This window comes from Citrobacter sp. Cy070, from assembly GCF_030332245.1.
Taxonomy (GTDB): Bacteria; Pseudomonadota; Gammaproteobacteria; order Enterobacterales; family Enterobacteriaceae; genus Citrobacter; species Citrobacter youngae.
This window is the reverse complement of the sequence record NZ_JAOWIG010000085.1, coordinates 115,828-130,890: the sequence shown is the minus strand read 5'-3', so window position 1 is coordinate 130,890 and position 15,063 is coordinate 115,828. Positions and strand designations below refer to the sequence as shown.

At 53.9% G+C, this 15,063-nt stretch carries 15 protein-coding genes; 8 read left to right on the top strand and 7 right to left on the bottom strand.

The genetic code is table 11. From position 1 onward, the window contains the following. Positions 1-58: 58 nt before the first annotated feature. The 3 genes from lptG to OGY19_RS17735 all read right to left on the bottom strand — a co-directional run bounded on the left by lptG (position 59) and on the right by OGY19_RS17735 (position 2,354). Positions 59-1,141, bottom strand: coding sequence for an LPS export ABC transporter permease LptG (lptG, locus tag OGY19_RS17745; RefSeq protein ID WP_048212824.1), 1,083 nt, complete (start codon positions 1,139-1,141; stop codon positions 59-61). Then, positions 1,141-2,241, bottom strand: a complete 1,101-nt coding sequence (gene lptF / locus OGY19_RS17740) for an LPS export ABC transporter permease LptF (protein ID WP_048212825.1) — start codon at positions 2,239-2,241, stop codon at positions 1,141-1,143. Before lptF ends, lptG begins: the two co-directional genes overlap by 1 nt. Positions 2,242-2,303: 62 nt before the next feature. Beyond that, positions 2,304-2,354 carry a hypothetical protein gene (locus tag OGY19_RS17735; protein WP_212723231.1) on the bottom strand — a complete coding sequence of 17 codons (51 nt, stop codon included), beginning with the start codon at positions 2,352-2,354 and terminating at the stop codon, positions 2,304-2,306. A gap of 153 nt (positions 2,355-2,507) precedes the next feature. On the opposite strand from OGY19_RS17735, the gene pepA reads away from it, so the two are divergent. The 4 genes from pepA to OGY19_RS17715 all read left to right on the top strand — a co-directional run bounded on the left by pepA (position 2,508) and on the right by OGY19_RS17715 (position 8,254). Further along, positions 2,508-4,019: a leucyl aminopeptidase gene (gene pepA, locus OGY19_RS17730; protein ID WP_005134172.1), complete on the top strand. Its 1,512-nt coding sequence runs from the start codon at positions 2,508-2,510 to the stop codon at positions 4,017-4,019. Positions 4,020-4,211: 192 nt separating this feature from the next. Next, positions 4,212-4,655: a DNA polymerase III subunit chi gene (gene holC / locus OGY19_RS17725; RefSeq protein WP_048212826.1), complete on the top strand. Its 444-nt coding sequence runs from the start codon at positions 4,212-4,214 to the stop codon at positions 4,653-4,655. Beyond that, positions 4,655-7,510: a valine--tRNA ligase gene (locus tag OGY19_RS17720; protein ID WP_115601069.1), complete on the top strand. Its 2,856-nt coding sequence runs from the start codon at positions 4,655-4,657 to the stop codon at positions 7,508-7,510. The genes holC and OGY19_RS17720 overlap by 1 nt, the downstream gene beginning before the upstream one ends. Positions 7,511-7,729: 219 nt before the next feature. Further along, entirely contained in the window at positions 7,730-8,254 is a 525-nt protein-coding gene (locus OGY19_RS17715; RefSeq protein ID WP_115601070.1) for a GNAT family N-acetyltransferase, read from the top strand. A gap of 5 nt (positions 8,255-8,259) precedes the next feature. Here OGY19_RS17715 and OGY19_RS17710 read toward each other — a convergent pair whose 3' ends face one another. The 3 genes from OGY19_RS17710 to rraB form a co-directional block, all read right to left on the bottom strand. After that, on the bottom strand, positions 8,260-9,090 hold the full coding sequence (locus OGY19_RS17710; protein ID WP_115601071.1) for a topoisomerase II: 831 nt from the start codon (positions 9,088-9,090) through the stop codon (positions 8,260-8,262). 166 nt (positions 9,091-9,256) lie between these two features. Next, positions 9,257-10,015: a tRNA isopentenyl-2-thiomethyl-A-37 hydroxylase MiaE gene (gene miaE, locus OGY19_RS17705; protein WP_115601072.1), complete on the bottom strand. Its 759-nt coding sequence runs from the start codon at positions 10,013-10,015 to the stop codon at positions 9,257-9,259. A gap of 51 nt (positions 10,016-10,066) precedes the next feature. Further along, positions 10,067-10,492: a ribonuclease E inhibitor RraB gene (gene rraB, locus OGY19_RS17700; RefSeq protein WP_003025845.1), complete on the bottom strand. Its 426-nt coding sequence runs from the start codon at positions 10,490-10,492 to the stop codon at positions 10,067-10,069. A 98-nt stretch (positions 10,493-10,590) separates the two neighbouring features. Between rraB and argL the strand changes: the two genes are divergently transcribed. Both argL and argF read left to right on the top strand, forming a co-directional pair. Next, positions 10,591-10,686: a putative translational regulatory protein ArgL gene (gene argL, locus OGY19_RS24620; RefSeq protein WP_371414783.1), complete on the top strand. Its 96-nt coding sequence runs from the start codon at positions 10,591-10,593 to the stop codon at positions 10,684-10,686. Next, on the top strand, positions 10,656-11,660 hold the full coding sequence (argF, locus tag OGY19_RS17695; protein WP_286596902.1) for an ornithine carbamoyltransferase: 1,005 nt from the start codon (positions 10,656-10,658) through the stop codon (positions 11,658-11,660). The genes argL and argF overlap by 31 nt, the downstream gene beginning before the upstream one ends. 106 nt (positions 11,661-11,766) lie before the next feature. Here argF and OGY19_RS17690 read toward each other — a convergent pair whose 3' ends face one another. After that, on the bottom strand, positions 11,767-12,219 hold the full coding sequence (locus OGY19_RS17690; protein WP_008786059.1) for a YhcH/YjgK/YiaL family protein: 453 nt from the start codon (positions 12,217-12,219) through the stop codon (positions 11,767-11,769). A gap of 673 nt (positions 12,220-12,892) precedes the next feature. Here OGY19_RS17690 and arcA point away from each other — a divergent pair. Then, a complete protein-coding gene (gene arcA, locus OGY19_RS17685) occupies positions 12,893-14,113 on the top strand; it encodes an arginine deiminase (RefSeq protein WP_048212832.1) in 1,221 nt (406 codons plus the stop codon). Positions 14,114-14,122: 9 nt separating this feature from the next. Next, positions 14,123-15,055 (top strand): carbamate kinase, encoded by a 933-nt coding sequence (gene arcC, locus OGY19_RS17680; RefSeq protein WP_048212833.1) that lies wholly within the window; start codon positions 14,123-14,125, stop codon positions 15,053-15,055. Positions 15,056-15,063 lie beyond the last annotated feature (8 nt).

Genomic DNA, 15,063 nt, shown 5'->3' with positions numbered 1-15,063 from the left:
CTAGGGGCCTGGTAGGCCTGATAAGCGCAGCGCCATCAGGCACTGCGCTTTACTGTGATTACGACCTACGCAGCATCAGCCACAGACTAATCAGCAGGAAGCTGGCGCTTGGCAGCAGCGCGCCGATAATCGGCGGAATGCCGTACACCAGCGTCAGCGGGCCAAAGATTTGGTCCAGCACATAGAACACAAAACCGAAGCTAATCCCCGTCACCACACGCACACCCATCGGCACGCTACGCAGCGGGCCGAAGATAAATGACAGCGCCATCAGCATCATGACCGCCACTGACAGCGGCTGGAACACTTTGCTCCACATATTGAGCTGGTAGCGTCCGGCGTCCTGGCCGCTCGACTTCAGGTACTTCACGTAATTATGCAGACCACTAATCGACAGCGCGTCAGGATCCAACGCCACGACGCCGAGCTTGTCGGGCGTAAGGTTGGTTTTCCAGGTGCCGCTCACCGTTTGCGAGCCGGTGATTTGTTTCGGATCGGTCAGGTTGGATTCATCCACCTGCGACAAACGCCAGACCTTCTGCTCCGGGTCAAACGTCGCGCTGGCGGCATAGCGAACGGACTGCAAACGACGCTTGTCGTTAAAGGCGTAAATGCTGATTCCGCCTAATTCGGCGTCCCCTTTCACTCGCTCGATGTAAACAAAGCTGTCGCCATCTTTCGCCCACAGTCCTTGCTGGGTAGAGAGCAGCGAGCCGCCGTACATCTGCTGCGCACGGTAGTTACGCGCCATCTGTTCACCCTGCGGTGCCACCCATTCCCCGATGGCCATCGTCAGCAGCACCAGCGGAATCGCGGTTTTCATCACCGACAACGCTACCTGCATACGGGTAAAGCCGGAAGCCTGCATCACCACCAGTTCACTACGCTGGGCCAACATGCCCAGCCCCAACAACGCACCCAGCAGCGCCGCCATCGGGAAGAAGATCTGGATATCTTTCGGTGCGCTGAGCAGGGTATACAGCCCGGCACCCATCGCATCGTAGCTCCCCTGCCCGGCTTTTTTCAGCTGGTCGACAAACTTGATGATCCCGGAGAGCGACACCAGCATGAACAACGTCATCATGATGGTGGTAAAAATGGTTTTACCGATATAGCGGTCAAGTACACCAAAGGGCTGCATTATACCGCTCCTTTACGCATAAAACGGGCACGCAAGCGGCGCATCGGCACCGTATCCCAGAGGTTAAGCACAATCGCCAGCGCCAGATAGGCCAGGTTTACCACCCACATCCAGAACACCGGATCCAGTTTACCTTTGCCACCGTTCGACTTCAGCGACGTCTGCACCAGGAAGAACAGCAAATAGAGCAGCATGGCTGGCAGCATGGACAGTACGCGACCCTGCCGCGGGTTAACCACGCTCAGCGGGACAACCATCAGCGCCATCATAAATACGGTGAATACCAATGTGATACGCCAGTGCAGCTCCGCACGGGCCCGAGCGTTGTCGGTATTCCACAGCGTGCGCATATCCATCTGGTCGGTATCGTTGGGATCCAGCGCCACGGCCTGATGGCCGATAATCGCCTGGTAGTCCTGGAAATCGGTAATGCGGAAATCGCGCAGCAGCGCGGTCCCTTCAAAACGCGTACCTTTGTTCAGCACCACGACCTGAGAGCCGTCACGCAACTGAGTCAGATGTCCGGAATCAGCCACAACCACCGAAGGACGGGCGTTACCTTTCGGGCGGATTTGCGCGAGGAACACATCTTTGAAGCTGCTACCATCAACACTTTCGATAAACAACACCGAACTGCCGTTCGTTGCCTGCTGGAATTGCCCTTGAGCAAGCGCCGCCATGCCGGGGTTCGCTTTTGCTTCCGCCAGCACTTCATCCTGATGCCGGGAGGACCACGGTCCGGCCCACATTACGTTGACTGCCGCAACGATACTGGTAAACAACGCCAGCACCATCGCCGCTTTTACCAGCACAGCCTTGCTCAGCCCGCAGGCGTGCATGACCGTAATTTCACTTTCGGTATACAGTTTGCCCAGCGTCATTAGCAGCCCAAGGAACAGGCTTAAGGGCAAGATAAGTTGCGCCATTTCTGGCACGCCCAGCCCCAGCAGCGAGAGCACCAGATTCGCCGGGATATCACCGTCAACAGCCGCACCCAGGATCCTGACTAACTTTTGACAAAAGAAGATCAAAAGCAGGATGAATAGGATCGCAAGTTGGCTTTTGAGCGTTTCCCGAACCAGATATCTTATGATTATCACTTTAAATACGCCCGTAAAAACCCGTCTTTTGCCGGAATTTAGCTTGTTTCATGGCTTAAACGTCATTTATTCTCTTGAGTCGTCGAAATCGTCGCTAAGATCATTATACTCAACGGATCCACCTCTCAGAAATTGTTCTGACGTGCCAATGCCGTAATAACGTTAAGATTAACACGAAGTCACCGCAACAGCGGGTATGAGTTACGAAAGCTTGCAATTCTATCCGTAGCCACCGCTGTTGTCTTTAAGATTCAGGAGCGTAGTGCATGGAGTTCAGTGTAAAAAGCGGTAGCCCGGAGAAACAGCGGAGTGCGTGCATCGTCGTGGGCGTCTTTGAACCACGCCGCCTCTCTCCGATTGCAGAGCAGCTCGACAAGATCAGCGACGGGTACATCAGCGCACTGCTGCGTCGTGGCGAACTGGAAGGCAAACCGGGTCAAACCCTGTTGCTGCACCATGTTCCTAACGTTCTGTCTGAGCGAATTCTCCTCATTGGTTGTGGCAAAGAGCGTGAACTTGATGAGCGCCAGTACAAGCAGGTCATTCAGAAAACCATCAATACGCTGAATGATACTGGCTCAATGGAAGCCGTCTGCTTCCTGACTGAGCTGCACGTCAAAGGGCGCAATAACTACTGGAAAGTGCGTCAGGCCGTTGAGACGGCCCAGGAAACGCTGTACAGCTTTGACCAGTTGAAGACCAACAAAAGCGAGCCGCGCCGCCCGCTGCGTAAAATGGTCTTCAACGTACCGACCCGCCGTGAGCTGACCAGCGGCGAGCGTGCTATCCAGCACGGCCTGGCCATTGCTGCCGGTATTAAAGCGGCGAAAGATCTCGGCAATATGCCGCCAAATATTTGTAACGCCGCCTATCTGGCTTCTCAGGCGCGTCAGCTGGCAGACAGCTACAGCAAAAATGTTGTGACCCGCGTGATCGGCGAGCAGCAGATGAAAGAGCTGGGTATGCACTCTTATCTCGCCGTCGGCCACGGCTCGCAGAACGAGTCACTGATGTCGGTCATCGAGTACAAAGGCAATCCGTCCGAAGACGCGCGTCCGATTGTGCTGGTCGGTAAAGGGTTAACCTTCGACTCCGGCGGTATCTCCATCAAACCAGCCGAAGGCATGGATGAGATGAAGTACGACATGTGCGGCGCGGCGGCAGTGTACGGCGTAATGCGCATGGTGGCCGAGCTTCAACTACCCATCAACGTCGTCGGCGTACTGGCGGGCTGCGAAAACATGCCGGGTGGCCGCGCGTATCGCCCTGGCGATGTGCTGACCACTATGTCCGGGCAGACCGTTGAAGTGCTCAATACCGACGCCGAAGGCCGTCTGGTGCTGTGCGACGTGTTAACCTACGTCGAACGCTTTGAGCCGGAGGCGGTGATTGACGTTGCGACCCTGACCGGCGCGTGCGTGATTGCGCTGGGCCATCACATCACCGGCCTGATGTCGAACCACAACCCGCTGGCGCATGAGCTCATCGGCGCGTCCGAGCAGGCTGGCGATCGCGCATGGCGTCTGCCGCTGGGTGATGAGTTCCAGGAACAGCTGGAGTCCAACTTTGCGGATATGGCGAACATTGGCGGACGTCCTGGCGGAGCCATTACCGCAGGCTGCTTCCTGTCACGCTTTACCCGTAAGTACAACTGGGCGCACCTGGATATCGCCGGTACCGCATGGCGTTCAGGGAAAGCCAAAGGAGCAACCGGTCGTCCGGTCGCGTTGCTGTCGCAGTTCCTGCTCAATCGTGCCGGTTTTAACGGCGAAGAGTAGTTTGCATGATTGCCGGATGGCGCTGCGCTTTTCCGGCCTACAAGATCGAGCAATAAGAATTCTATACCCTATGGATTTCGAGTTGCATCGCGGCGGCAACTGAGCAAATCCCCAGGAGCATAGTTTACTATGTGACTGGGGTGCGTGAAGGCAGCCAACAATGAGGCAACTTGAAAGACGACGGGTATAGATATGAGGAATGCGACCTTTTATATTCTGGACAATGACAACACCATCGACGGCCTCAGCGCCGTTGAACAACTGGTGTGTGAAATTGCCGCAGAACGTTGGCGGGCTGGCAAGCGTGTGCTGATCGCCTGTGAAAACGAAAAGCAGGCTCTGCGACTGGATGAAGCCCTGTGGGCAAGACCGGCAGAAAGCTTTGTTCCACATAATCTGGCGGGTGAAGGCCCCAGAGGCGGCGCCCCGGTAGAGATTGCCTGGCCGGAAAAACGCAACAGCAGCCCGCGCGACCTGCTCATCAGTTTACGCGTTGGCTTTGCAGATTTTGCCACCGCTTTCACAGAAGTGATAGACTTCGTTCCTTACGAAGATTCTTTGAAACAATCGGCACGCGATCGCTACAAAGCTTACCGCGTGGCTGGTTTTAACCTGAATACGGCAACCTGGAAATAATGGAAAAGACATACAACCCACAAGATATCGAACAGCCGCTTTACGAGCACTGGGAAAAGCAGGGCTATTTCAAACCTAACGGCGATGAAAGCAAAGAGTCCTTCTGCATCATGATCCCGCCGCCGAACGTCACCGGCAGTTTGCATATGGGTCATGCTTTCCAGCAAACCATCATGGATACCATGATTCGCTACCAGCGCATGCAGGGCAAAAACACCCTGTGGCAGGCCGGTACCGACCACGCGGGTATCGCAACCCAGATGGTGGTTGAGCGTAAGATTGCCGCTGAAGAAGGTAAAACCCGTCACGACTACGGTCGCGAAGCGTTTATCGACAAAATTTGGCAGTGGAAAGCGGAATCCGGCGGCACCATTACCCGTCAGATGCGCCGTCTCGGCAACTCCGTTGACTGGGAGCGCGAGCGCTTCACCATGGACGAAGGCCTTTCCAATGCCGTGAAAGAAGTCTTCGTTCGCCTGTACAAAGAAGACCTGATTTACCGAGGCAAGCGCCTGGTAAACTGGGACCCGAAACTGCGCACAGCCATCTCTGACCTGGAAGTGGAAAACCGCGAGTCTAAAGGCTCGATGTGGCACATCCGCTATCCGCTGGCCGACGGCGCGAAAACCGCAGACGGTAAAGATTACCTGGTCGTGGCGACCACCCGTCCGGAAACCATTCTGGGCGACACCGGCGTGGCCGTGAACCCGGAAGATCCGCGTTATAAAGATCTGATCGGCAAATTCGTCATGCTGCCGCTGGTTGACCGCCGTATTCCTATCGTGGGCGACGAACACGCCGATATGGAAAAAGGCACCGGCTGCGTGAAGATCACCCCGGCACACGACTTTAACGACTACGAAGTCGGCCGTCGTCACGCCCTGCCAATGATTAACATTCTGACCTTTGATGGCGACATCCGCGAAACCGCGGAAGTGTATGACACCAAAGGTGAAGAGTCTGACGTTTACTCCAACGCTATCCCGGCTGAATTCCAGAAGCTGGAACGCTTTGCCGCGCGTAAAGCGATCGTCGCTGCCATCGATGCGATGGGCCTGCTGGAAGAGATCAAACCTCACGATCTGACCGTTCCTTACGGCGACCGTGGCGGCGTGGTTATCGAACCGATGCTGACCGACCAGTGGTACGTCCGTGCCGACGTGCTGGCAAAACCGGCGGTTGAAGCGGTTGAGAACGGCGACATCCAGTTCGTACCGAAGCAGTACGAAAACATGTACTTCTCCTGGATGCGCGATATTCAGGACTGGTGTATCTCCCGTCAGCTGTGGTGGGGTCACCGTATCCCGGCATGGTATGACAACGACGGCAACGTCTACGTTGGCCGTACCGAAGACGAAGTGCGTCAGGAAAACAACCTCGGTGCCGACGTTCAGCTTCGTCAGGACGAAGACGTTCTGGATACCTGGTTCTCCTCCGCGCTGTGGACCTTCTCTACCCTCGGCTGGCCGGAAAACACCGATGCGCTGCGTCAGTTCCACCCAACCAGCGTGATGGTTTCCGGCTTCGACATCATCTTCTTCTGGATTGCCCGCATGATCATGATGACCATGCACTTCATCAAAGATGAAAACGGCAAGCCGCAGGTTCCGTTCCATACCGTCTACATGACCGGTCTGATCCGTGACGACGAAGGCCAGAAGATGTCCAAATCCAAGGGCAACGTGATTGACCCGCTGGATATGGTCGACGGTATCTCGCTGCCGGAGCTGCTGGAAAAACGTACCGGCAACATGATGCAGCCGCAGTTGGCTGAGAAGATTGCCAAACGTACCGAGAAGCAGTTCCCGAACGGCATCGAGCCGCACGGCACCGACGCCCTGCGTTTCACCCTGGCGGCGCTGGCCTCTACCGGCCGCGACATCAACTGGGATATGAAGCGTCTGGAAGGTTACCGTAACTTCTGTAACAAGCTGTGGAACGCCAGCCGCTTCGTGCTGATGAACACCGAAGATCAGGATTGCGGCTTCAACGGCGGCGAAATGACCCTGTCTCTGGCCGACCGCTGGATCCTCGCTGAATTCAACCAGACCATCAAAGCGTACCGCGAAGCGCTGGATAACTTCCGCTTCGATATCGCCGCGGGCATTCTGTACGAGTTCACCTGGAACCAGTTCTGCGACTGGTATCTGGAGCTGACCAAGCCGGTCATGACCGGAGGAACTGATGCTGAACTGCGCGGCACCCGCAATACGCTGGTGACCGTGCTGGAAGGCCTGCTGCGCCTGGCGCACCCGATCATTCCGTTCATCACCGAAACCATCTGGCAGCGCGTGAAAGTGATTTGTGGCAACACCGCAGATACCATCATGCTGCAGCCGTTCCCGGAATATAACGCGGCTCAGGTTGATGAAGCGGCACTGGCTGATACCGAATGGCTGAAGCAGGCGATCGTTGCCGTACGTAACATCCGCGCGGAAATGAACATTGCCCCAGGCAAACCGCTGGAGCTGTTACTGCGTGGTTGCAGCGCGGATGCAATGCGTCGTGTCAACGACAACAAGAGCTTCCTACTGAACCTGGCGCGTCTGGAAAGCATCACCGTGCTGCCTGCCGATGATAAAGGTCCGGTTTCGGTGACCAAAATCATCGACGGCGCCGAGCTGCTGATCCCGATGGCAGGTCTCATCAACAAAGAAGATGAACTGGCGCGTCTGGCGAAAGAAGTGGCGAAAATCGAAGGTGAGATTGCCCGTATCGAAGGCAAACTCTCCAACGAAGGTTTCGTTGCTCGCGCCCCGGAAGCGGTGATCGCCAAAGAGCGTGAGAAGCTGGACGGTTACGCGGAAGCCAAAGCGAAGCTGATTGAGCAGCAGGCGGTCATCGCCGCGCTGTAATCATCGTGCCTGTACGTTTGCCGGATGGCGCTTGCGCTTATCCGGCCTACGGGCACCGTCAACGTAGGTCGGATAAGCGTAGCGCATCCGACGCCGCAGACAATAAAAGCCTCTGACGCATATGCTCAGAGGCTTTTTATTGAATTATCCTCGCTTGCGCTTCCCCTCACCGCAGTGGTATTAACTGCATATGTCTCACTTTTATGTCATGAGTTCGCTATGAGTGCCATTACCTCCGTCGCGGCAACGCTGCGCCGAATTTCTGCCGATGATAACGCCGCAATTGCCCGCGTTATCCGCAAAGTTTCCGCTGAATACGGCCTTACCGCCGATAAAGGCTACACCGTTGCCGACCCTAATCTGGACGAATTGTTCCAGGTTTACAGCCAGCCGGGCGCGGCCTACTGGGTGGTTGAGCAAAACGGTGAAGTCGTGGGCGGCGGCGGTGTTGCACCGTTAGGATGTAGTGAACCAGACATTTGTGAGCTGCAAAAGATGTACTTCCTGTCGAGCGCGCGCGGTCAGGGGCTGGCGAAAAAACTGGCGCTGATGGCGCTTGAACATGCCCGTGAGCAAGGTTTTAAGCAGTGCTATCTTGAGACCACGGCTTTTCTGACTGAGGCAATTCGCCTGTATGAGCATTTAGGCTTTGAGCATATCAGCGAAGCGCTGGGCTGTACCGGGCACGTAGATTGTGAAGTGCGAATGTTAAAGCCCCTCAGACCTTACGCCGAGAGGCTTTAACCGCGTTACTGCATCTCGGCTGAGAGCATCAGTCGAATAACGCCAGCCGCGCGAGCGGTTGGCAGCTTCAGCACCTGTGACCATAAATCTTGCACCATTTCACAGGCGACTTTCTCTTTGCCCACGCCTTTACTCGGATCGGCCATGATTTGGATATCCGGTCCAAAGCGCTGTACCAGCCCCGGACTGATGGATTGCAGATCCTGAAGTGCCAACTGTTTTTCTTCCGCCGTAACCGTATGTTTGTTCGGGCCATAGGCCGCGTGCATCATACTCATGTCGCTGGCCATACGACGGTTCATGAGCTCGCGCGGAATAATACGCACCGGGTTAATCCCGCCTTTCACTGCCGGGAATAAAAAGCGAAAACATTCGTCATTGCCCACTTTTGCCACCGCGGCAATCTGCTCGAGATTAATCTTCATATACTCGATCACGTTGGCATCAGGCGCCTGCTGCAAACGCGCCATCTGTACCTGTAGGATCTGCGGCTGAATAGCGTCGATAATCTGTTGCTCGCTTTTCCCCGCCTCCTTCAGCTGCGTTGCCTGGGTGAGGATGTTCTGCCACAGCGCTGGCTCCTGCTCCTTAAGCACCTGATAAACAGGCATGGACAGCATCGCGTTTTCAAATTTCTGCGCATCCGTCAGACCATAATCCGGGCTTTCGCGTGGGATCAGGTAGTGCACATCAAACAAATTCCACGCAACAATCGCCACCACAAAAACCACCGCGCCGGAGACCTTACCCAGCCAGCCTTTTTTGCGAAACATGCCGACGACGATAGCAATCACCGCCCCGATATAACCCGCCAACAATACGTGTGCCCAGTTCATTAACCATCCTTATGATAAATCGTCTCTGTTCTGGGGATATATTTCCCCTTCGCGCGTTTTGATTATTACGGCAGCAGCAAGCGATTGCCAGCCACCAGATTTTGCTAACAAGCAACAGGAAGGGTTAAACCGCGCGGAAATGTCTGCCGCGCGTCAGAGAAGGAGGCTAAGCAGGAACGCCGCTGTGAAAGCGGAACTCGTCATCCGGTGAAGTGATAAGCGACGCTTCCACTTCACCAAAAAACCGCACCCGGCTACTGATATCATCGGTTGAAACCTGCTGCGCCAGCGCCAGGTAATCCTGATAGTGCCGCGCCTCGGATCGCAGCAGCGACAGATAAAACGCCCGCAGATCGTCATCCAGATACGGTGCCAGCGCGGCGAACCGTTCACAGGACCGCGCTTCAATATATGCGCCGCAAATCAGCTTATCAATCAGCGTTAATGGTTCGTGGGTACGAACCTCTTTGAGCATACCTTTGGCGTAACGGCTGGCAGTAATTTTGATGTAGGGTATGTCGCGGCTCATCATCGCCTCGCGTACCTGCCAGAAGTGATGCAGCTCTTCTTTGATCAGCAACACCATGCTGTCGATAAGCTTGCGCCCCCACGGATCGTCGGTCTGCGGCATCACACTTTTGCTTATCTGTTTATTCAGTGCAATGAAATCAGGTTCCTCTCCATCTCTGAACGCGAAGGCCTCATAGGGTTTCAGCCAGTCCAGCAGCGCCTGCGATCCCTGTTTATCTGCGACATATTTACGCACCAACAGCATCGCCGTTTGCGCCGCTTTCAGCTCACAGACGAGGTGGTCGGTCAGCAGCAGGGGAAGATTTGCCGGGTTCTGCGCTTTATCAAGCCAGGCCTGGGGCGTTTTACAGTGCAGGAAGTTGTGGATCGGGGAGAGTATTTGCGGGTAATCCATACGTTGTCCTTGCCCTGCGGCAGCCTGGGCTACCGCAGGTCAGTAGATGACTTAGTGACGCACGCCGTCATCATCTTCGTCGACGAGATCTTCATCGTCGCCGTCTTCACCTTCTTCGCCGTTCGGGTCTTCAAAATAGGTGCCCCAACCGTCGTATTCCACATCATATTTTTCAGCCAGGTTCATCAGTTGCTCAACCTGAGCATCGATCAACTCCGCATTCAGTGCACATTCGCTCAGGATGTCACAGCAAATAACCGTGTCGCCTTCTTCCACTTCCAGCTCTTCCGGCTCGGTCACTTCATAACCCAGCTTGAAGGCTTCTACTGCCGCTTTTTCCAGGGTTTCGAAGTCATCCGCGGAAAGGTGATGCTCAATGGTGTACAGCGCGTCTGGATCGCTGCCATCTTCGAGTAACTCTTCAATAATCAAGCGCGTTTCTTCACGCTGTTCTTCCAGTAGTTCCGGGTTTGCCATGGCTCGTTCCTCATAATGTCCTGCCGATACTCTTATTGTCACATACCGCTGACATTGCCTCCACCTTTCCAGGAAAGATTTGTTAAACAAGGTTGCAAATGAATAAACATCCATATAAATTGAATTTTAATTCAATAAATGGCTTAAGCCATGTGAGGAAACCATGTTTGCGTTTTATCAGAAGCACTTTTTGAAACTGCTTGATTTCACCTCTGCTGAACTCACGTCACTGCTCCAGCTCGCCGCGCAGCTTAAGGCGGATAAGAAAAACGGTACAGAGGTCGCTAAACTCACCGGTAAAAATATCGCGCTCATCTTCGAAAAAGACTCAACCCGCACCCGTTGCTCTTTCGAAGTTGCCGCATACGACCAGGGCGCTCGCGTGACGTATCTCGGGCCAAGCGGCAGCCAGATTGGCCATAAAGAGTCGATCAAAGACACCGCCCGCGTGCTCGGCCGCATGTACGACGGTATTCAGTATCGGGGCCACGGCCAGGAGATTGTCGAGACGCTGGCGGAATATGCCGGAGTTCCGGTGTGGAACGGATTAACCAACGAGTTTCATCCCACCCAGCTGCTGGCGGATCTGTTAACTATGCAGGAACACCTGCCGGGTAAAGCGTTTAATGAGATGACGCTGGTCTACACCGGTGATGCCCGCAACAATATGGGCAATTCCATGCTGGAAGCCGCTGCGTTAACCGGGCTGGATCTGCGCCTGGTCGCACCGCAGGCCTGCTGGCCAGAGGAAAGTCTGGTTGCAGAGTGCAAAGCGCTGGCACAGAAAAACGGCGGCAATATTACGCTGACCGAAGATGTCGCCGCGGGCGTGAAAGGTGCGGACTTTATCTATACCGACGTCTGGGTATCAATGGGCGAAGCAAAAGAGAAGTGGGCCGAACGTATTGCGCTGCTGCGTAAGTACCAGGTTAATAGCACGATGATGGCGTTGACCGGCAATCCACAGGTGAAATTCCTGCACTGCCTGCCCGCGTTTCATGACGATCAAACCACGCTTGGCAAACAAATGGCACAGGAATATGGTCTGCACGGCGGTATGGAAGTGACTGATGAGGTCTTTGAATCACCCGCCAGCATCGTATTTGATCAGGCGGAAAACCGGATGCACACCATCAAAGCGGTGATGGTGGCGACGCTGGCGAAGTGAGGGCATGGATGAAAAGAATGCCGGATGGCGATGCTAAGCATCTTATCCGGCCTACAACCGTGCTCCCGTAAGCCGGGTAAGGCGCAGCCGCACCCGGCAATCACGCTTATGCTACCCGCATTTTCACCACAGCTTTGCGTACCAGCGCTGGAGCACCGACCGCGCACAGCGGTTTATGCACTTCACCCGGATAGAACACCACGAAATCACCTTCGTTCAGCACCACCGTTTTCTCCTGTACCCCTTCCGGCAGGAAGGCGATATCTTTATCCGCCAGCCAGTCAGTTTCCGGCGCGCCCGCAGGCTGCGTGCTGAAGGTCATTCCTTCCTGGCCTTTGAGCAGAATCTGAATATCCAGATAGCGGGCGTGATACTCGGCGCGGCGCTGTGCAAACGGCTCCGTCATATCTTCGGCAATCAGATAAAACAGGCGATCGCCGTCAATGTCGTGCTTACCTTTTTCCGTCGCATCCGTCACATGCGCTTTAATGTGTTCAATTGCCTGACGCAGCTCTTCCGGCAGCCAGGCATCCAGGTTGTGAATATTGCCGACAATCATCTCAAACCCCTCAATTAAAACAACGTTTCATTTTTGTTGTTATACGAAAAAACCGCCTGCCATACCACTGCTATTTGCTGATATTTTGCGTCAACGCATGTTTATCGCTGATGATGTTAAATAATTGCTAACTCTCAGCAACAGGTTATGCATAAACTCTGCATAAATTTCGGCCACCCTTTTTCAATCCAATCAGTAACCCACTGTTCTTAAAAACTTTGTTAGAAAAACCAGCCATCGATCACAGTTCACATCTCCTTCACTATCCTTCTTCATCATCATATTTATTTTGAAATAAGCATTACAGTGCAAATAATAAAATCATAAATTCGCATAATAATTCATTACACATAAAAAAGCACAAACAAATCAATACATTACTTATATTGCAGCACTTTTAAACATGTACATAAAATTAACACCGATAAATAACAAGACATATTCCCGCGTAGTAATTCAATTATTCGCATTTTTATTTTGTTAATTCTCAGAGCCATCTCATAAATTAAACAACAAAAGCCAACCATCGACCTGACTGTGAAATAAATCACATTTCCTCATCAAATAAGATCTAAATATAGATTCTGAAATCAGCTGAAAAATCATGACTGCAATAAATATTATTTGCAGGCACCTCCTCTTTATTTTTTAAAATCGTATTAAAGGAATAATGATGGAAAAGCATTATGTCGGGTCTGAAATCGGTCAATTACGTAGCGTAATGCTACATCGCCCTAACCTCAGCTTAAAAAGGCTGACGCCATCAAATTGTCAGGAACTGCTTTTTGATGATGTTCTTTCAGTAGAACGTGCAGGAGAAGAACATGACATTTTCGCCAACACGTTACGTCAGCAAGGGATTGAGGTTCTGTTACTCACTGATTTATTGACACAAACCTTAGATGTCCCGGATGCCAAAGGCTGGCTATTGGAGACACAAATCTCTGATTATCGCCTTGGCCCCGCTTTCGCTACCGATATTCGCGCATGGCTTGCAGATATGCAGCACCGGGAACTCGCCCGGCATTTAAGCGGCGGGCTAACCTACGGGGAAATTCCTGCCTCCATCAAAAATATGGTGGTCGATACTCACGATATTAATGACTTTATTATGAAGCCATTACCCAACCACCTATTTACTCGCGATACCTCCTGTTGGATATATAACGGTGTATCCATTAACCCGATGGCAAAAACCGCACGCCAGCGGGAAACCAATAACCTGCGAGCAATTTACCGTTGGCATCCACAATTTGCCGATGGTGAATTTATTAAATATTTCGGCGATGAAAATATTAATTACGACCACGCCACATTAGAAGGTGGCGATGTGCTGGTGATTGGTCGCGGCGCGGTACTCATCGGTATGTCGGAACGCACCACGCCGCAGGGCATTGAGTTCCTTGCCCAGTCGCTGTTTAAGCATCGCCAGGCTGAACGCGTCATCGCGGTTGAACTGCCGAAACATCGCTCCTGTATGCACCTCGATACCGTCATGACCCACATCGATATCGATACCTTCTCCGTCTACCCGGAAGTGGTACGCCCGGATGTCCAGTGCTGGACCCTGACGCCAGACGGGCGCGGCGGCCTGAAACGCACCCAGGAAAGTACGCTGGTACACGCCCTCGAAAAAGCGCTGGGCCTCGACCAAATCACGCTGATCACCACCGGTGGCGACGCCTTCGAAGCTGAACGCGAACAGTGGAACGACGCCAACAACGTCCTGACACTGCGCCCCGGCGTGGTGGTGGGCTACGAGCGCAACATCTGGACCAACGAAAAATACGACAAAGCCGGTATCACCGTTTTACCCATTCCTGGCGACGAACTGGGACGCGGACGCGGCGGCGCGCGCTGCATGAGCTGCCCACTGGAACGCGACGGTATTTAAGGAGACGTTATGGAAAACAAACCTACTCTGGTTGTGGCGTTGGGCGGCAATGCGCTGCTCAAACGCGGTGAACCGCTGGAAGCTGACATCCAGCGCAAGAATATTGAGCTGGCGGCAAAAACTATCGCTCAGCTTACGCAGCAATGGCGCGTGATTCTTGTGCATGGCAATGGCCCACAGGTTGGACTTTTGGCGTTACAGAACAGCGCTTATGACCGCGTTACCCCTTATCCGCTCGACATTCTCGGTGCGGAAAGTCAGGGAATGATTGGCTATATGCTGCAACAAGCGCTGAAAAACCAGCTGCCGCAACGTGAAATTAGCGTCCTGCTGACTCAGGTTGAAGTCGATGCCCACGATCCAGCCTTCAGCAATCCGACCAAATATATCGGACCGATTTACGACAACGATCAGGCTAAAACGCTACACGCGGAAAAGGGCTGGATTTTCAAAGCCGATGGTAAAGCGTTCCGTCGCGTTGTGCCCTCTCCACAACCCAAACGTATCGTTGAAAGTGATGCTATTCGCACATTGATCGCCCGCGATCATCTGGTGATTTGCAACGGCGGTGGCGGCGTACCGGTGGTGGAAAAAGCCGATGGCTTCCACGGCATTGAAGCAGTGATCGACAAGGATCTCTCCGCCGCCCTGCTCGCCCGCCAACTCCATGCCGATGCGTTGTTGATCCTCACCGATGCTGACGCCGTGTACCTCGACTGGGGCAAACCTACCCAGCGCCCGCTGGCCCAGGTCACCCCGGAACTGCTCGGTGAAATGCAATTCGACGCCGGTTCAATGGGCCCCAAAGTCACCGCCTGCGCGGAATTCGTCTCTCACTGTCGGGGAATTGCTGGCATCGGTTCACTGGCCGACGGTCCGGCCATTCTCGCCGGCGACAAAGGCACGCTCATTCGTCTCGAAACCACCGACGCTCACGCTTAGGGCTTTTT